17 protein-coding genes are annotated in these 17,716 nt (G+C 75.4%); 5 read left to right on the forward strand and 12 right to left on the reverse strand.

What is annotated here, in order from left to right; all coding sequences use genetic code 11:
• Positions 1–14: 14 nt before the first annotated feature.
• From ACSNOD_RS02510 to ACSNOD_RS02535, 6 genes are all read right to left on the reverse strand, one after another.
• On the reverse strand, positions 15–1,733 hold the full coding sequence (locus ACSNOD_RS02510) for an acyl-CoA dehydrogenase (protein WP_436765032.1): 1,719 nt from the start codon (positions 1,731–1,733) through the stop codon (positions 15–17).
• Complete coding sequence (locus ACSNOD_RS02515) at positions 1,733–3,481, reverse strand: fatty acyl-AMP ligase (RefSeq protein WP_436765033.1); 1,749 nt, start codon at positions 3,479–3,481, stop codon at positions 1,733–1,735. Before ACSNOD_RS02515 ends, ACSNOD_RS02510 begins: the two co-directional genes overlap by 1 nt.
• Positions 3,482–3,518: 37 nt before the next feature.
• Positions 3,519–3,713, reverse strand: coding sequence for an acyl-CoA carboxylase subunit epsilon (locus tag ACSNOD_RS02520; protein ID WP_436765034.1), 195 nt, complete (start codon positions 3,711–3,713; stop codon positions 3,519–3,521).
• Positions 3,714–3,824: 111 nt separating this feature from the next.
• Positions 3,825–4,478 (reverse strand): antibiotic biosynthesis monooxygenase family protein, encoded by a 654-nt coding sequence (locus ACSNOD_RS02525; protein WP_436765035.1) that lies wholly within the window; start codon positions 4,476–4,478, stop codon positions 3,825–3,827.
• A gap of 47 nt (positions 4,479–4,525) precedes the next feature.
• Positions 4,526–5,554, reverse strand: coding sequence for an aromatase/cyclase (locus tag ACSNOD_RS02530; protein WP_436765036.1), 1,029 nt, complete (start codon positions 5,552–5,554; stop codon positions 4,526–4,528).
• A gap of 85 nt (positions 5,555–5,639) precedes the next feature.
• The gene (locus ACSNOD_RS02535) at positions 5,640–6,671 is read right to left on the reverse strand and encodes a ketoacyl-ACP synthase III family protein (protein WP_436765037.1); all 1,032 of its coding nucleotides are present in this window, start codon (positions 6,669–6,671) and stop codon (positions 5,640–5,642) included.
• Positions 6,672–6,906: 235 nt separating this feature from the next.
• Here ACSNOD_RS02535 and ACSNOD_RS02540 point away from each other — a divergent pair, with 235 nt between their 5' ends.
• On the forward strand, positions 6,907–8,382 hold the full coding sequence (locus ACSNOD_RS02540; RefSeq protein WP_436765038.1) for an alpha/beta fold hydrolase: 1,476 nt from the start codon (positions 6,907–6,909) through the stop codon (positions 8,380–8,382).
• A gap of 58 nt (positions 8,383–8,440) precedes the next feature.
• On the opposite strand, the gene ACSNOD_RS02545 is transcribed toward ACSNOD_RS02540, so the two are convergent.
• Positions 8,441–9,598, reverse strand: a complete 1,158-nt coding sequence (locus ACSNOD_RS02545; protein WP_436765039.1) for a hydrolase — start codon at positions 9,596–9,598, stop codon at positions 8,441–8,443.
• Positions 9,598–10,065 (reverse strand): SRPBCC family protein, encoded by a 468-nt coding sequence (locus tag ACSNOD_RS02550; RefSeq protein WP_436765040.1) that lies wholly within the window; start codon positions 10,063–10,065, stop codon positions 9,598–9,600. The genes ACSNOD_RS02545 and ACSNOD_RS02550 overlap by 1 nt, the downstream gene beginning before the upstream one ends.
• Positions 10,066–10,268: 203 nt before the next feature.
• Here ACSNOD_RS02550 and ACSNOD_RS02555 point away from each other — a divergent pair, with 203 nt between their 5' ends.
• The 4 genes from ACSNOD_RS02555 (at position 10,269) to ACSNOD_RS02570 (ending at position 12,787) form a co-directional block, all read left to right on the forward strand.
• Positions 10,269–11,054, forward strand: a complete 786-nt coding sequence (locus ACSNOD_RS02555) for an SDR family NAD(P)-dependent oxidoreductase (RefSeq protein ID WP_436765041.1) — start codon at positions 10,269–10,271, stop codon at positions 11,052–11,054.
• 20 nt (positions 11,055–11,074) lie between these two features.
• Positions 11,075–11,593 carry a flavin reductase family protein gene (locus ACSNOD_RS02560; RefSeq protein ID WP_436765042.1) on the forward strand — a complete coding sequence of 173 codons (519 nt, stop codon included), beginning with the start codon at positions 11,075–11,077 and terminating at the stop codon, positions 11,591–11,593.
• 63 nt (positions 11,594–11,656) lie between these two features.
• Complete coding sequence (locus ACSNOD_RS02565) at positions 11,657–12,610, forward strand: MBL fold metallo-hydrolase (RefSeq protein ID WP_436765043.1); 954 nt, start codon at positions 11,657–11,659, stop codon at positions 12,608–12,610.
• A 27-nt stretch (positions 12,611–12,637) separates the two neighbouring features.
• Positions 12,638–12,787: a hypothetical protein gene (locus ACSNOD_RS02570; RefSeq protein ID WP_436765044.1), complete on the forward strand. Its 150-nt coding sequence runs from the start codon at positions 12,638–12,640 to the stop codon at positions 12,785–12,787.
• Between the two features lie 75 nt (positions 12,788–12,862).
• On the opposite strand, the gene ACSNOD_RS02575 is transcribed toward ACSNOD_RS02570, so the two are convergent.
• From ACSNOD_RS02575 to ACSNOD_RS02590, 4 genes are all read right to left on the reverse strand, one after another.
• On the reverse strand, positions 12,863–13,402 hold the full coding sequence (locus tag ACSNOD_RS02575) for a nuclear transport factor 2 family protein (RefSeq protein WP_436765045.1): 540 nt from the start codon (positions 13,400–13,402) through the stop codon (positions 12,863–12,865).
• A 162-nt stretch (positions 13,403–13,564) separates the two neighbouring features.
• A complete protein-coding gene (locus ACSNOD_RS02580) occupies positions 13,565–14,056 on the reverse strand; it encodes an ATP-binding protein (protein ID WP_436765046.1) in 492 nt (163 codons plus the stop codon).
• 495 nt (positions 14,057–14,551) lie between these two features.
• Positions 14,552–15,352, reverse strand: coding sequence for an ABC transporter permease (locus ACSNOD_RS02585; protein ID WP_436765050.1), 801 nt, complete (start codon positions 15,350–15,352; stop codon positions 14,552–14,554).
• Positions 15,353–15,486: 134 nt separating this feature from the next.
• Positions 15,487–17,716, reverse strand: a 2,230-nt coding sequence (locus ACSNOD_RS02590; RefSeq protein WP_436765047.1) for an ATP-binding cassette domain-containing protein, incomplete at its 5' end; no start/stop codon positions are given.

Raw genomic sequence — 17,716 nt, forward strand, 5'->3', positions numbered from 1 at the left:
GGGCCGGCGGGCCGTCAGGCCAGCGCGGTGCCGTAGAGGTCGTAGCTGCGGCGGCCGTGCAGCCGGCCCAGCACCTCCGCGAGGACGCGCTGCTCGCTGGCCGCCGGGCGGTCGGGCAGCGGCAGCCCGAGCCGGCGGCAGAGGCGGTAGAGGGCGGCGGTCGGCCAGGCCGGGTCGGCGAGGAAGGCGTCCGCGCCGTCCCGCTGGGCCCGCCACACGCCCAGGCACGCCGCGGCCGCGAGCACCAGGGCGTAGCGGTCGGCGAGCCCGAAGCTGTGCGGGCTGATGAGCGCCTTGCGGTCGCCCGGGGCGATCTCGGCGAAGACCTTGCGCAGCTCGTCGAGCTCCGAGGTCAGACCGCGGGCGAGGAACCGCAGCTGGGCCTCGCCGTCGGCGCCGGCCCCCGGGGAGGCGCCCGACTCCAGCAGGTCCGTCACGGTGATCAGGGCGGCGGCGAGCGGGTCGCTGTCCCCCAGCAGCGCGGGCGCGCCGAGGTCCAGCTCCGGCAGCGGGCCGCGCAGGTCGAACAGGGCCGGCGGCGGCTCGGGGTCGGAGAACCAGGAGTGCCGGGCGAAGAACGGCAGCTGCGGCAGGATGCTGACCTGGCGGCCGGCGCTGCCCGCGTGCCCGAGGGAGGTGACGGGCAGGTCCCGCAGCTGCTTCTGGAACATGCCGTAGGTGCCGTCCTCGGCGAAGGACTCCTCGCCCAGCACCGCCGACATCTCGTCCATGGACTCGGAGATCAGCCGGGGCGCCAGATAGGCGGCCGCGGCGGCGTACGCGCTCATCTGGTTCGGCAGCAGATGCAGCCCGCGGGTGGCGACCAGGGCGAGGCAGTCGCTGAGCAGCAGGTCGAGGAAGGCGCCGGTGAGCACGTCGCGGACGTGCTGGACGTCGAGGGAGGAGTGGCCGTCGGGGCGGCGGCGCACCGCGAACCGGGCCACCGTGCGCAGCGCGGTGTCCGCCCCGGCGAGCACGATGGAGGGGATCAGCCCGCGGATGACCAGGGACGAGCGCAGGCTGAGCTCGTAGCCGTCGCCGAGCTTGCCCACCAGCGCCTCCGCCGGCACGGGGCAGTCGGTGACCCGCAGCCCGCCGAACTCGGCGCTGCGCATGCCGTTGGTGGTCCGCCGGGCCAGGTCCTCGATCCGGTCCGCGGGCAGCTCCCTGCGGTCCACGAAGAGCACCGAGTGGCTGCGCCCGCCGGCCGCCTCGCCGGTCCGGGCGAAGACGACGAGCCCGGCGGCGCGCGAGGCGTTGGCGATCACCGCCTTGCTGCCGTTGAGGCGGAAGCCGCCGCCGCTCGGCTCGGCGGAGAACTCCTCGCGGACGAAGTCGTTGCCGTGCGCCACCTCGTGCCGGACCACCGCGATCCGGTCGCCGTCCAGCAGCAGGCGCGCGGCGCGCGTGCGCTGGTCGTGGTCGCCGCCGGTCCACACCGGGGCCGCGGCGAAGAAGCAGTTGAGGCCGTAGCCGAAGCCGAGCGAGGCGTCCCGGCGGAAGACCGGGCGCAGCACGCGGCCCAGCTCGTCCATCCTGGTCAGCCTGCCGCCCAGCGGCCGCGGCACGAACTCCTCGTTCAGCCCGTGGTCGTCCAGCACCCGCTCGGCCTCGGCGAGGACCTCCCCCCTGGCGTCGGCCGCCAGCAGGGCGTCCCGGCCGAGTGGGTTGCGTGGGTCCTCCAGGGCCCCGAACGCACGCTCCAGAGCATCAATGCGGTCCTCTGCCGCCATCACCGGCTCCCTGTTATCAGCAATCGCTGGATCTCGGGTTCGACCTCCTGGTGCAGCGGTTTCAGTTCCCCGCGTAGGAACAATCCGCGCATGGCGGCGCGTTCCACCTTGCCGCTGGTGGTCCTGCGGACCGTGCCAGGCCGTACGAGCAGTACCCCGCCCGCCTGCACCTCGAACTCCTCGACGAGGCACCGCTCCACGGCGGCGGTCAGCTCGGCCAGATCCACGTCGTAGCGGCTCCTGGCGCGCAGCTCCTGGACCACGACCACGCGCTCCCGCTCGCCGGGCACGGCGAAGGCCGTGCCGGCGCCGAACAGCGCGCTCACCGACTGCACGGTCCGCTCCAGGTCCTGGGGGTACAGGTTCCGTCCGGCCACCACGATCACGTCCTTGAGGCGGCCGGTCACATAGAGCTGCCCGTCCTCGACGGTGCCCATGTCGCCGGTGCGCAGACAGCCGGCGCGGCCGTCGGCCGTGGTGTTGTGGAAGGTCTCGGCGCTCTCCGCGGGCCTGCCCCAGTAGCCGGGGGCGACGCTGTCGCCGCGCAGCCAGATCTCGCCGACGCGGCCCTCGGGCAGCACCTCGTGGCTGTCGGGGTCGACGACGAGCAGTTCGGTGCCGGCGGCCGGCGGGCCGCAGGCGACCAGCGTCCGCCGGGGGCGGCCGGGGCGGGGCGGGCGCAGCTGGTGGCGCTCCAGGGCCGCGGCGTCCACCGGGCGCGGCTCGGTGCGCTCGGCGGTGACGGCGCCGGACACCATCAGGGTCGACTCGGCGAGCCCGTAGGCGGGCGTGAAGGCCTCGGGCCGCAGCCCGGCGGCGGCGAACCGCTCGGTGAAGGCGCGCCGGGTCTCGGCGCGGATCGGCTCGCCGCCGCTGACGGCGGTCTCCCAGCGGGACAGGTCGAGGCCGGCGAGCTGCTCGTCGGTGATCCGGCGCACGCACAGGTCGTAGGCGAAGTCGGGGGCGCCGCTGACGCTGATGTCGTGGCGGTCGATGGCCTGCAGCCAGCGGACCGGCCGGGTGACGAAGGCGGTGGGGCTGAGCAGTACGGCGGTGCCGCCCAGCCACAGCGGGTGCAGCAGCTGGCCGACCAGGCCCAGGTCGTGGTGGAAGGGGAGCCAGCCGCCGATCCTGCTGCCCGGCCGGGTGGCGAGGGCGGCGCTGATCGCCTCCTGGTTGGCGAGGATGTTGCGGTGGGTGACCACCACACCGCGCGGCTCCCGGGTGGAGCCGGAGGTGTACTGGAGGAACGCGATGGAGTCGCCGTCGAGCTCGGGCGGGCTCCAGCGCGGGAGCGCGCCGGCCGGCACCGCGTCCACCGGCAGGCAGGAGATGGCGCCGTAGCCGGTCCTGGCGAGCAGCTGGGAGACGGCGGTGACATCGGCGGTGTCGGTGAGCGCGATGGTCACGGCCGCGTCCTTGACGATGGAGGCGACCCGGTCCTCGTGGTGGCCGCGGCCGCCGGGCGGCGGGGCGGGCACGGCGATGGCGCCCGCGTACAGGCAGGCGAGGAAGCTGACGGCGAACAGCCGCCGGGAGGACTGCTGGATCAGGACCCGCTCCCCGCGCGCGCCCTGGCTCTGCAGCCAGCCGGCCAGATCGCGGGCGGCGGCGTCGAGCCGGGCGTAGCTGACCGTCTCCGGGTCCTGGTGGCCGCCCCGCTCGCCCACCACGACGAGGGCCTCCCGGTCGGGCGTGCGCTCGGCCGTGGCCAGTAGGTGTTCGGTGAAGTTCCGGTGGCTGGTCAACGCTCCCCCTTGCGTGCGGTCGATGCGGCGGCGCCGGTCAGCGACCGGACCAGGTGACGGGCGGGCGGTAGCGCGCCCCGGCCGGACGCCAGGGGGCCCGTACGGGCTCGGTCGCGTCCACCGGCCGCCCGGCTCCCGCGCGCAGCAGAGCGAGGAGCACGGCCATGACGGCGGCGAGCTCCACCGCGTCGGGCCGCCCCCGTACCACGTCGACACGCATCTCGGTCGCCATGGCTGCAGGATGCACCCGGGTGCTCGAAGGGGGCTTGCGCGCACAACGCGGCGGAGCCGAGGACGTGTTGTCCCCGGCTCCGCCGTCGGTGGAGCGGTGCCGCGCCGCAGGTCAGCCGGCGATGACCCGTTCGTAGGCGATGTGGCGGGTGCGTTCGGTGGCGATCCGGCCGGCCTGGGCCAGCCGCTCCCGCTGGGCGAGGTAGCCCTCGTCGCGCAGCGCCCGGTCGCACGCCTCGGCGCTCTCCCACCAGGAGACCCCCAGGTACGACAGCGGGCGCAGGGTGGAGCGCAGCAGATCGCTGCCGCCGAAGCCGCCGAGGCCGGCGCAGTGGTGCGTCAGATCGGCGAAGCGCTCCTCGAAGGCGCGGCAGTCGACCGTGACCTGGCCGTGGGTGAGCACGATGGCGGGCACGCCGACGCCCGCGCCGCCGCCGACGGTCACCCGCCGGACGCTGACGGCCTGATCGGCCTCCGTCTCCACCATGGCCCCCAGCCGCTGCACATGGGCGAGGAACGTCTCGTCGTGCACCACCTTGAGGAAGCCGGCGAGGCTGCGCCAGTGCCCGAGGTGCACATAGACGTCGGGGCGCTCCACCAGCTGCACGGTCACCAGGAAGTCGAACCCCGCCTGGTGACGCAGGTGCTGGGAGTGCGCCCTGAACTCGCGCTCGAAGGTGGGGACGTCGCCCTTGACCGTGAAGCGGTTGACCACGGTGAGGGGACGGGCGAGGTTTCGGCTGCGTTCCTGTTGGGGGGCCAGCATGGGAGCCTCCGTTGGGGGAGTCGCGGTGGTGCACCCGGCCTGATGCCTCAGCGGGATTCCGCGTACTCCTTGGCGTACCGCAAGGTGGTCGAGCTGTTCGTGCCCAGTGCCGTACGGACCGCGGCGCGGGCCTCGGCAAGGGTGGCGCGGGGCCCGAGGGCCTGCCGTACTCCCTCGGGGCTCAGGGTCACAGTGTGCCAGGAAGTGGCCCGTACGCCGATGCCTTCGGGCGAGGTCACGGGTTCGACTTCCCAGCGGCCGGTGTGCCCGCTCATCGCGACCGGCGTCCGGAGCTGCTTGTAGACGATCGCCTTGCGGTCGGGGAAGGCGACCCGGACCGAGGTGGTGGTGTGCGTGGAGCCGTCCGGGCTCCGGGTGTCCATGTCCATGTACTGGACGCCGTCGTCGCCCCGTACGAAGTCCAGCCGGGCGACGTGCGGCAGCCGCTCCGGCCACAGGTCGGCGCGGTCCAGGAACGCGTGGACGTCCTCGGCCGCGCCGGCGATGAACAGCGAGTCGTGGAAGGTGAAGCGGAGCTCGTCGCGCCGCTCGCCGAGTTCGGCGGTGGCGCGCAGGGCTTCCAGTTCGGCGGTGCTGTTGCGGTCCACGGCCCGCTCGATGAGCTCGACGGCGGACGGGTCGTCGCCGACGGCGCGGTAGTCGTGCAGCAGGACGACGCGGCTGCCGCCGCCCCGGGCCGGCTCGATCCGCCACTCGCCGCCCATGGCGGCGACCGGATCGGCGGGGACGACCTGGCGGAAGGCGATGCGCGAGGCGGCCGGGTCCAGGGTCCGGCGGGAGGTCCAGCAGCGCACGGTGTCGCCGCCGGCGAGCGCCCAGATCCGCAGCAGTTGATCGGTGCCGCTGTCCTCCAGGACCTCCACGTGCACCGTGGGGCCGAACACCTGGGGCCAGTCGGCGACGTCCGCGACCAGTCGGAAGACGGCCTCCGGAGGCGCGGCCACCGTCACGCTGTGCTCGGTGGTGCGCGCGGGGGCGGTGGAGCCGTCGGCGGTGCCGGCCGCGTCGGGCGGCGCTGTCGATCCGGGTGCATCGGTCGTAGCGTTCGGCGCCACGGCGAACCTTCCCTTCGAGTCGCGCCGTTCGCACGGCGGCGGGACCACCTTGGCAGCAGATACTTGAGGCCCGCTCGAGCAACGGTCAGCGGGCCCACGCGGGCCGGTCGAGAATCTCCACCACCGCGCAGCCCCAGCTGTAGCCCGCGCCGACGCCGATCAGCAGCCCGCGGTCGCCCGGCGCGGCCCGGCCGGAGGCGACGAGGTGGTCCAGGCTCGCGAACTGGTCGCCCGCGCCCAGGTGGCCGATCGTGCGGGCGAACTCCCAGGTGGTGCGCTCGGGTTCGATGCCGTACTGCTGGTAGTAGATCGACTGGAGCCGGCGCTGCCCGAAGTGCGGCAGGACGATCCAGGAGGCGTCCGCGAGCTCCATCCCGGCCTCGGGCAGCGCCCGTTTGAGGACGGTGCGCTGGCCGGCGTTGGCGCGGCCGATCGCGAAGGACATGCCGACCCGGCCGACGAACGCCTTCTTGGCCCGCTCGAAGTCCACCGGGCCGCCGCCGGCGAACGGGGCCGGGGTGAACGGCTCGTCGCCGCGGTGCAGCGGCTCCAGGGCGGGGTCGGCGAGGAGCGCCAGCGAGCGCAGCCGGGCGAAGCCGCCCCGGCGGGAGAGCACGAGGGCGGTGCCGCCGTCGGCGTACGGGGTGCCCGGGTCGGTGAGCCAGCGGTCGATGCCGGGCGGGCAGAACCGGTCGGCGGTGGTCAGCAGCGCGTCGCCGCGGCCGGAGCCGGCCGCGAGGTGGGCGGCGGCGAGCTCCAGGGCCGCCATCCCGCCGTTGGACATCTGCCGGATCTCCACGGCCGGGCAGCTGTTCGCCACGGTCTCGCGCTGGATGTACGAGGCGACCGGCCACATGTCGTGGCCCTGGTGGTAGGTGCCGGCGTGCAGGATCAGCTCGATGTCCGCCGGCCCGCTGCCGGCCCGGCCCAGGGCGCCGCGGGCCGCGTGGACGGCCATCTCGGCGGCGGACTCGGCCGGGGAGTGGGCGACCGACACCATGCCGGTGGCGGCCGCGACCCGCGGCGGGCAGGAGCCGTCGGCGACGGCGTCGGCGATCGCCAGCGACGAGGGGAACCGGACGCCGGTCGCCCGGATGTAGACGTCCTCCACGCGCACGAGCGGCTCCCTCGGGGTCGGTCCGGCGTTCCGTCCGGCCACGGTGGGGGCGGTGGCTCGAGGGCGCCCGGAGCGGTGCTGGTTCCGCACGGCGGGCACGGCCCGGGGACGCGCCGCACGAGCCCGCGCCGGCCCGCACACGTATCCGCGCCGGTCACGGACCCGCACCGGTCGAGTACGGCTCGAGCCCCCGCGCGGAAGACTCGGCCGGCAACGAATCCGAGCAGGAGGTCCCATGGCCGTCCCCCAGGCGTCGTACCCCTTCCACGACCAGCGGCCCCGATGGACGGCGAGCGACACCGAGGAGGGCCTGGAGCTCGCCACGATCGAGGTGCCGCTGGACCACGCCCACCCGGACGGCGAACGCATCTCCCTCGCGATCAGCCGCCGGCGCGCGGCCGATCCGGCGCGCCGGCGCGGCATCCTGCTGTGCGTGCACGGCGGCCCCGGCGGCGAGGCCGGCCTCGGCCGCGCGCTGCCGGCGGAGCTCGCCCGGCGCACCCCGCTGCGCCGGGCCTACGACCTCATCGGCCTCGACCCGCGCGGCACCGGCGACTCCACCCGGCTGCCGGCCGCCCCCACCCCGGCGCGGGCCGTCTTCGACTCCCGGCCGCCCGACTCCGCCTTCGCCGCGCTCACCGCCGACATGCGGGCCCGGGAGGAGGGCTGCCGGCAGGCCGGCGGCCGGCTGCGGCAGCACATCAGCACCCGCAACACGGCCCGCGACCTGGACATCGTCCGCGCGGTGCTCGGCGAGGAGCGGCTGTCCTTCCTCGGCTACGCCTACGGAACCCTGGTCGGCGCCGTCTACGGCACCCTCTTCCCCGGCCGGCTCGACCGCAGCGTGCTGGACTCCTCGGTGCACCCGGGCTGGACCTGGCGGCAGCAGTTCATGGCGCAGGCCGTCGCCGTCCGGGAGAGCGTCGACCACTGGGCCGAGTGGGCCGGGCGGCGCGACGGCCACTTCGGGCTCGGCGTCGGCGCCGCACAGGTGCTGGCCACCGTGGAGCGGACCGCCGCGCTGCTGGCGGAGCAGAGCGCCGACGCCGAACTGCGCACCTCCTTCGACGGGGTCGTGGGGCAGCTGGCCCCGGAGCGGCCGCGGTGGGAGGCGCTGGCCCGGCTGGTGGCGCGGCTGCGCGCGGCCGCCGAGGAGAAGGACACCGCGCGGGCCGGGGCGCTGCTCGCCGAGCGCGTCGCCTGGCTGCCGGCCGAGTCGGGGGCGGGCCTGCGCACCGCCGTGCTGGAGGCGGTGACCTGCGAGACGCCCTGGCCGGACGACCTGGAGGTCTACTACCGGGACATGCGGCGCTTCCGGGAGCGCTTCCCGTACGGCTACGGGGTGCTGCGCGCGATGCCCTGGGTGGGGACGTTCCGTGGCTTCGCGCCGCCCGAGGGCCCCACCCGCATCCGGCGGGAGGGCTATCCGGTGGGGCTGGTCGTGCAGGCCGACGGCGACCCCCTGGACCACCACGAGGGCGCGGCGGCCATGGCGGACCTGCTGGGGCACCGGCTGATCACCGTGGTGGACTGCGGCGGCCACGCGCTCTACGGGTTCGCGGGCAACCGGGCGGTCGACGAGCACGTCAACCGCTATCTGCTGGAGGGGCTGCTGCCGGAGGGGCCCGTGGAGTGCGCGGGCGAGCCGCGCCCGGCGATCCCGGCGGACGTCCGCCGCGGCGACCCGGCGCCGGCCGACCGGCTCTCGTGACGGGAGGCCGCCCGGGCCGGGGGCGGTCAGGCGACCGGGTCCGCCGGGCCGAGGACCGTCAGGCGGCCGGGCCGAGGAGGACCGCGGCCCAGGAGCGGCGGGCCGAGGTGTCGTACTGGAGCGCGACATGGCTGGTGGCCGTGGTGACGTCGCGCCAGTAGCGCTGCAACGGGTGGGACTCGCTCAGCCCGCCCGTGCCCGCCGCCCGTACGAGGATGTCCACCGCGTCGGCGACGAGTTCGGCCGCGACGGTGGCGTTGCGCTCGTTGCGGGCGAGCGGCTCGGGGGTGAAGTGCCGGCCGTCGGCGGTGGCGGCGCTCTCCTCGACGAGGTGGCGGGCCGCGTCGAGCCGGCCCGAGGCCCGCACCAGGGCCGTCTCGGCCGCCGGGGTGCGCCGGCCGCCGACCGTGCCGGCCGCGCAGGCGCGCAGCGCGCCCGCCCCCGCGCCCACCACGGGCGCGACGAAGGCGAGCGCGCCGACGGCCTGCAGCGGCACCCGGTGGGCGGGCACGGCCGAGCCAGCGTTGTGGCCGGTCAGCAGGTCGGCCCGGGGGAAGGAGCGCGCGCCGGGAACCGTGGCCCCGGACACGACCAGGGTGTGGCTGCCGGTCGCCCGCATGCCGATGGCGTCCCAGGACGCGCGCACGGCGCAGGCGGCCCGGGGCAGCGCGAAGAAGCGCAGCTCGGGCGGCGCGCCCTCGGCGCCCGCGGGGGCGCAGACCAGCACCCAGTCGGCGTGCTCGACACCGCTGACGTAGCGCCAGGTGCCCGTCAGGTGCCAGCCGCCGGTGGCGTCGGGCACGGCCCGGCCGGAGGGGGCCAGCGCGGTGGCGACGACGGTGTCGGGCCCGCTCTCCCAGAGCGCGCGCCGCCCCTCCTCGGGCAGGTGCGCGGCGAAGCGGGTGGAGCAGGCGCTGAGCGAGGCGTACCAGGCGGTCGCCGGGCAGCCCTCGGCCACGGTGATCACGGCCCGGGTGAGCTCGGTGAACGTGCCCTCGGCGCCGCCCCGGGCGGCGGCCGCGAAGTGCCGGGGGAACCCGGCCTCGCGCACGGCGGCGACGACCTGGGGCGCCAGCGCGCGGCGGCGGTCGGCCTCCGCCGCGTGCTCGGCGGCCAGCGCCCTGAGCTTCTCCGCGCTCTCGGCGAGACCGGTGGCGGCCACGGGGCCGGTGGCGTCCACGGGGCCGGTGGCGCCCGCGAGGTCGGTCGCGCCCATCAGACGGCCTTCGCGAAGAGCGCGAGGGTCTCGCCGGGGCTGGGCCCGTCCAGCGCCCGGAAGATCCGCTCGGCATCGGCGCCGTGCCGGTGCAGCTGCACATGGGCGAGCTCGACGCGGGTGGAGTACGGGCCGGCGGGGGTGAACGTCACCTCGATGACGCTGGCCCGCTCGTCGTCGTCGATCGGCCGCCAGTTGCCGTCGATCCGCCAGGTCATGGCGAGCCGGCGCGGCGGCTCCCACTCCAGGACGCGCCCCCAGGCGATCTCGTGGCCCGACACGTCCCACTCGTAGCAGCGGCCGCCGACGCCCGGTTCGAAGGCGAGCCCGGCGCGCTCCTCGGTCAGCAGCACATGGGAGGGCGGCCACCAGTCCATGGGCCGCTCGGTGAAGACCGCGAAGCAGTGCTCGGGCGTCGCCGCCACGGTCACCGACTTCCGGACGTCCGGGATCGTCTGATCGGGCACGGGTCTCCTCCAGGGTCGCCGGCTGTTCCCGGGGTACGGGGGTGGGCCCACGCTGGCGCGGAACGCTCGGCCTGGTGTCGAGACCCGCTCGAACAGCGCGCCCCGCCCCCTGCGCGGCCGGGTTCGAGGCGGGGTCGAGACCCGTGCGAGGTGCCGTTGCCACCGTCGTGCGGTCCACGCCCTCGACCTTTCGGGAGAGCACCATGACAGACGCGGGACGGCGGGTGGCCTTCGTCACCGGGGCGACCAGCGGCATCGGCCTGGCCGTGACGGAGCTCCTGGCGCGGCGGGGCATCGCGGTGTTCGGCTGCGCGCGGAGCGCCGAGAACGTGGCGGCCACCGTCAAGCGGCTGCGCGGCGAGGGCCTGGAGGTCCGCGGCACCACCTGCGACGTCTCGGACCCGGAGCAGGTGCGGGCCGCGGTCGCCGCGGCCGTCGAGGCGTACGGGCGGATCGACATCCTGGTCAACAACGCGGGCCGGGGCGGCGGCGGGGAGACCCATCGCATCGACGACGCGCTCTGGCTGGCCGTGATCGACACCAATCTCAACGGCACCTTCCGGGTCACCCGCGAGGTGCTCGCCGCCGGCGGGATGCGCGAGGCCGGCTGGGGGCGGATCGTCAACATCGCCTCCACGGGCGGCAAACAGGGCGTCGAGCTCGCCGCCCCGTACTCGGCCGCCAAGAGCGGGGTCATCGGCTTCACCAAGGCCGTGGGCAAGGAGCTGGCGAAGACCGGCATCACCGTCAACGCCGTCTGCCCCGGCTATGTGGAGACGCCGATGGCCCAGCGGGTGCGCCAGGGCTACGCCGACCACTGGGGCATCGGCGAGTCGGAGGTCCTCGAACGCTTCGAGGCCAAGATCCCGCTGGGCCGCTATGTGACGCCCGAGGAGGTCGCCGGGCTCGTCGGCTATCTCGTCTCGGACGAGGCGGCCCCCGTCACCGCGCAGGCGCTCAACGTCTGCGGCGGCCTCGGCAGCCACTGACCCGGGGGAGCGACGGACCCATGACGACGAGCGACAGCGCCACCCCGGCCGCCGCGGACCGCGCCGCGGACTTCCGCACGGCCATGGGGTGCTTTCCGACCGGGGTCGCCCTCCTCACCCGGGGCAGCGACCGCACGACGGCCGTGATCACCGTGAACAGCCTGACGTCGGTGTCGCTCGACCCCCTGCTGCTCCTCGTCTGCGTCAAGGCCGACGGCCGGATGGCGCCCCTGGTCACCCGTGCCGGGAGCTTCGCGGTCAACGTCCTCGACGAGACGCAGCAGGACCTGTCCATGCTGTTCGCCCGGTCCGACCGGCCGGTGGGACGAGCGGCCATGCGGCAGTTGGGCGCGGTGGAGGGGATCACGGGGAACGCGGTGGTCCCCTCCGCCGTCGCCTGCTTCGAGTGCCGGCTGCACGCCCGGTACGAGGGCGGCGACCACGTGATGTTCGTGGGCCGGGTGCTGGCCCTGCGCCACGCCGGCCCGGAGCGGCGGCCGCTGCTCGTCCACCGCGGCCGGTACGCGACCCTCGCCTGAACCCCGGCGCCCGGTCCGCCGTTCGACACTGCGGCGGACCCGCCTCGACGTGATGGAGACGGCATGACCACGCCCCCGAGCGCCCCCGAACCCACGCCCGTTCGCGAAGCCGCCGCGTACGGCGTGCTGGAGGAGGTCGCGGCGGATGTGCACGCCTATGTGCAGCCGCCCGGCGGGTGGTGCCTGAACAACGCCGGCGCCGTGGTCGGGGCGGACTCCACCGTACTGATCGACACGGCGGCGACCGAGGAGCGCACCCGGCGGCTGCGGGCGGCGCTGGAGCGCGTCTCACCCGGTGGCCCCGACTTCGTGGTCAACACCCACTTCCACGGGGATCACGTCTTCGGCAATGGACAATTCGTGCCCCGAGGCATCATCGTGGCGCATGAGGGTACCCGCAGTGAGGCGGCCGAGGCCGGCCTCGGGCTGCGCGGCCTCTGGCCGGACGTGAACTGGGGTGAGACGCCCGTGACGCTCCCGACGCTGACCTTCCGGGACGAGCTCACCCTGTACACCGGCGGCCCGCGCGTCGAACTCCTGCACGTCGGCCCGGCCCACACCGCCCACGACGTGGTGGCCTGGGTGCCGGAGCGCCGGGTGCTGTTCACCGGGGACGTGGTGTGGTCCGGGGTCACCCCGTTCGTGCTGATGGGCTCGATCACCGGCTCACTCGCGGCGTTGGACCGCCTGCGCGCGCTCGGAGCCCGTACGGTGGTTCCCGGGCACGGCCCGGTGGCGGGGCCAGAGCTGTTCGATCACACTGAGTCCTATCTTCGCTGCATCCAGCGACTGGCCGAGGAGGGCACCCGCGCCGGGCTCTCCCCGCTCGAAGCGGCCCACCAGGCCGACCTCGGCGCATTCGGCGAACTGCTCGACTCCGAGCGCCTGGTCGGCAATCTGCACCGGGCCTACGCCGAGCTGCGGGGCGAACTCCCGCTCGGCGCACGACTGGACGTGCTCGGCTCCTTCAGGGAGATGGTCGAGTTCCACGGAGGTCCGCCGGACTGCCACGCGTGATCCGGCATCGAGGTGAGGAGTTTGACAATGGCCACTGCTGTGATGGACGGCGAGTTGACCGAGGAGGAGCCGCCGGTCGGACCGGTGGGCCGACCGGTGATCCGGCCGGCGCTCCGGCTCGCGGGGGACGAGGACGACGACGGCAGCGAGTCGCACATCTGCCGCGGCATCGACTGATCCCCTTTCACGTGGCAGGGGCCCCTCCCCGGGGCCCCCGCCACGTTCGCCCGCCGTGTCACCCGTACGGCGGTTTCAGGCAGGGTCCGGGGCCGGGGCCGGGGCCGGGGCCGGGGTGTCGCGGTGGATCACCCGCGAGGCGGTCAGCAGCCGGCCGTCGCGGCGGACGAGCACGTCGTCCACGGTGAACGTGGGCTGGAAGGAGACCGCGCCCGCCCGGTCCGTCAGCGTGACCAGGGTGTAGTACGAGACCCGTACGGTGTCCGGGTCCGCCGCGTCCGGCTCGATCAGCAGATGCCCGAACCAGTGCCGCACGGCCACATCGCGGTAGCGCGGCAGATTGGCCCGCATGCCCGCCACCATGGCCGCGCGGCCCCGCTGGGTCTCCCCGGTGGAGTGCACGACCTCGCCGTCCTCGGTGAAGGTGTCCGCGAACCCCTCGATGTCCAGCGCGTCCACGCGGCGCATCTGCCGCGCGTAGAAGGTGCTCACCTCCGCGTGGAGGTCTCCGGTGACCTGACTGCCGGCCTGACTGCCGGCCTGCTTGCCGGACTGGCTCCCGGCCTGTCCGCCGGCCTGCTCGGCCGGGCCGGGCTCCTGGACCGCGTGGGACACGGCGACTCCCTCCGACGACGGCCCGCCGCCGGGGGTGGCGCGCGGGGCGCGTCCCAGGCTGCGCCAACGGCCTCCATCACCGCTGGAGCGGCTCTCGTACCCGCGCCCGCGCCGCCCGCACGGCTCCGGCCCCGCGCGGCTCCGGCGCCGGACGGCGCGAGCTCAGCGCAGGCCCACCGCGAGGGTGACCACCGCCCCGACCGCCGCCCCCGCCGCGATCTCCAGCCGGTCCGTGAGCTGCCGGGTCAGCCACAGCCCCCGGCCGCCCTCGCCGGACAGCATCCCCGGCGGGTCCGGCGGAATGACGTCCTCCGTGAAGCCGGGCCCGTTGTCCGTGACCCGGCAGTGCAGCGTCCCCGCGTGGCAGTAGAGGACCAGCCGCCCCTCTCCCCCGCCGTGCTCGATGGCGTTGCACGCCACCTCGTGCACGGCGAGTACGAAGTCGCTGCGGCGCGGCTCCCGCAGCCCCGCGAGCGCCGCGCACTCGGCGATCCGCAGCCTCAGCTTGGGCACGTCGTCCGCGGCGAAGAGCAGCTCCAGCAGCCGTTCCCGCTCCGCGCCCTCCCCCCGGCGCCGCTCGCACGGCCGCACGCGCGCTCCGCCCGGCCCGCTCCGCGGCGGGCGGTCGGGCCGCCGGTCCCGGTCAGCACTCATGGCTCCGCCACCTCCACCTCGGCCCGTCGCCCGAGCGCATCCGTTTCCCGGGGATGGTGTGGGCGATCGCAACCGTCACAGCGGGCATGTGCCGCCACCCCCTTGGTGCCTGAGCCGCGCAAGAAAGGAATCGCGATGCGCGGATGACGTTACGCGGTGTCATGACGGGGAACCACGCGTCACTGCAATTGTGCGAACAGATGCGGACTGTGACCGCACCGGCCGGATGTCGATCGGGTGTGTCCATCGCTGCCCGGAACGGTGATCGACGAGCGAGCCTGTTCGGATTGGCTCGACAGAAGCCGGCGCCGAAACAGTCGTCCGTGGACATTCACTGACACCGCGTCATGAACGCGGCGGCGACGGGCCGGTGCCGCCCGTCGCCGCCGTACCGCTTCTCGGCCCCTTCATGATCGGCAAGGCACGAAAGCGGACCGGCATGTTCGAGTATCTGACATACCGATCACGTGTGCCCGGCCCCGCCGGGCCCCGGCCTCAGGAGACCACGTCCTTGCTCCGGAAGTGCCGGAACGCCAGCGCGAAGAGGACCAGGGCGTACGCGACCGAGACCGCGGAGCCCTTGACCATGCCGGTCCACTCCGGCTGCGGCTGGAGCGCGTCGGCCCACGCGTACTGCCAGTGGGCGGGCAGGAAGTCCCGCCAGGAGCCGAGCGCCGTGACCGCGTCCAGCACATTGCCGACGATGGTGAGCCCCACCGCGCCGCCCACCGCGCCCAGCGGCGCGTCCGTGACCGTGGAGAGCCAGAAGGCCAGGGCCGCCGTGACCAGTTGGCCCACGAACACGTACGCCACCACGATCGCGAGCCGTACCAACGCGGTGCCGGCGGGCAGCGAGCCGCCCGTGGGGATCTCCAGATCGCCCCAGCCGTAGGCCGCCGCGCCCACCGCCAGCGCGACCACCGGCAGCAGCACCATCGCCGCCGCGCTGAAGGCCAGCGCCACCGCCAGCTTGCTCGCCAGCAGCCGCGCCCGGGGCACGGGCGAGGCCAGCAGATAGCGCAGGGACGACCAGCTCGCCTCGGAGGCGACCGTGTCGCCGCAGAACAGCGCGACCGGCACCACCAGCACGAAGCCGGCCGAGACGAACAGGCAGGTGGCCGCGTAGTTCACGGCCGAGGCCGTGGCGGTGTCCATGAGCGTCACCCGGCCGCCCTCCCGGCCCGGGTCGCCGCCGAGCGCGAAGGCGGCGACCAGCACCAGCGGCAGCGCCGCCAGGATCGCGCCGATCACCAGCGTGCGGCGGCGGCGCGCCTGGCGCTGCGCCTCGACCCACAGCGGGAGGGTGCGGCCGGGGCGGTAGCCCGGCGCCGCCGCGGCGGGGGCGCCGTCCGGCCCGTGTTCGCCACCGGGGCCGTGTTCGCCGCCCGGCCTGTGTTCGCCGCCCGGCGCCGGGCCCTGTGTCACCGCGCTCACGCGGCACCTCCGATCAGCGTGAGAAACGCGTCCTCCAGCCGGCGGTGGGCGCCCACGCGCTCCACCGGCAGGCCCAGCCGCACCAGCTCCACCAGCAGTTCGGCCGCGGTGATGCCGGCCAGCCACACCAGCAGGCCCTCCTCGGTGACCTCGGCGGAGCCGACGCCCGGCAGCGCGGCGACCTTCTCCGCCAGCGCCTCGGTGGGCGGCTCGCCGGCGATGCCCACCAGCAGGGTGTCCCCCGATCCGGTGATCTCGCCGACCGGGCCCGCGGCCACCAGCCGGCCGCGGTCCATCACCACCAGATGCGTACAGCTCTGCTCGACCTCGGCGAGCAGATGGCTGGAGACGATGACGGTCCGCCCGGTGGCCGCGTACCGGATCATCACCTCCCGCATCTCGCGGATCTGCGGCGGGTCCAGGCCGTTGGTCGGCTCGTCCAGGATCAGCAGGTCCGGCAGGCCGAGCATGGCCTGGGCGATGGCGAGCCGCTGCCGCATGCCCTGGCTGTAGGTGCGCACGGCCCGCTCCAGCGCGGCCCCCAGGCCGGCGATCTCCAGCGCCTCGTCGAGGTGCGCGTCCTCGGCCGGGCGGCCGGTGGCCCGCCAGTACAGCTCCAGGTTGGCGCGGCCGGAGAGGTGCGGCAGGAAGCCGGCGCCCTCCACGAAGGCGCCCACCCGCGACAGCACGGGCGCGCCGGGGCGGACGGCGTGGCCGAACACCCGGATCTCCCCGGCGTCCGGGCGGATCAGGCCCATCAGCATCCGCAGGGTGGTGGTCTTGCCGGCGCCGTTGGGGCCGAGCAGGCCCAGCACCTGGCCGCGCTCCACCCGGAAGCCCAGGTCCCGCACGGCGTAGCGGTCGGTGGCACCGGCGTACCGCTTGCTCAGCCCGGTGATCGTGAGCGGTACGTCGGCGAGGGCCGGGTCGGGCGGCGGGGTGCTCGTCCGGCGGCGGCCGGTCAGCAGCAGCGCGGCGGCCAGTACGGCGCCGGCGAGCGGCAGGCCCCAGGTCCAGGCGGGCAGCGCGGGGTCGGCCGTGCGCACGTCCGGGGCGACGGGGACGGTCACGCCGCCGCCGGCGAGGGAGATCTCGTAGTCGGCGGGCTCGGCCGGGGAGGCGTAGCCGAGGTCGGTGGTGGCGATCACCAGCCGCAGCCGGTGGCCGGCGCGCAGATTGTGGTCGACGGCGGGCAGGGCGAGCTCGACCTCCTTGCCCTCCGCCGCGCCGGTGACCCGCACGGGGGCCACGAGCTGGCTGGGCAGCACGCGGTTGCCGTCCGGGCCGACGTCGTAGAGCTTGGCGAAGAGCACGGCGTCGCCCGGGGCCTTCACGGTGATCCGCGCGGTCGGGGTGCCGGTCACCCGGAGCGCCGAGGCGAGCGGGGCCGACTCGAAACGCGCGTGCTGGCCGGGGAAGTCGAGGGAGACGCCGACGCCGAAGGTGGCGAGCTGGGAGACGTTCCCGGCGCCCGGGACGGTGGAGATCGCGGGCGGAGCGCCGCCCGGCGGGTTGGCGATCCGCTGGGGCCGGCCGGTCAGCGGCACGGTACGGGTGTCGGTGCCGCCGAGGCCGGGGTAGCGGTCGGCGGTGGCGCCGCGCAGCGGGGCGCGGCCGTCGGTGGTGTCGATGCCGCCGGTGCGGCTGACGCGGAACGCGGGGCCGGTGGTGTCGGTGCCTGTGGCTGCGCCGGTGCCAGCGCCGGTGCCCGCGCCGGTGTCGGTGCCCGCGTTCGCCCGGGGGCCTGGGGCCTTGAGGTAGTGGTCGAACCAGGCGGCGACGCGCCGCTCGACGCGATCGCCCTCCTGGTCGCCGCCGTCGTGGCCGCCGGCGATCCAGTCCACGGCGTACGGGGCCCGGTTGGCGGCGAGCGCCTTCGCCATGGCGTCGGCGTGGCCGAGCGGGAAGAGGGAGTCGGTCTGGCCCTGGAGGATCAGGGTCGGCACGGTGATGCGGTCGGCCACGGCGGAGGGGCTGCGGGCCTCCAGCAGCCGGCGGGCCTCGGCGTCGGGCTTGCCCGCGACGGCGACGCGCTCGTACATCTCGCAGAGGGCGGGTTCGAAGCGGCCGCAACGGTTCCGCGGGGTCTGTGCGTTGGGGGGACTCTGTGCGTTCTGTGGACCGGCGGCCGGGGCGTCGGTGGACGGGGTGTCGGTGGACGGGGTGTCCGCGGGCGGCGTGTCGGCGTTGGGCGGGGCGCCGGCGCCCGGGGCGTCCGGACGGGCG

Source organism: Streptomyces sp. URMC 123, assembly GCF_051386515.1.
Lineage (GTDB): Bacteria > Actinomycetota > Actinomycetes > Streptomycetales > Streptomycetaceae > Streptomyces.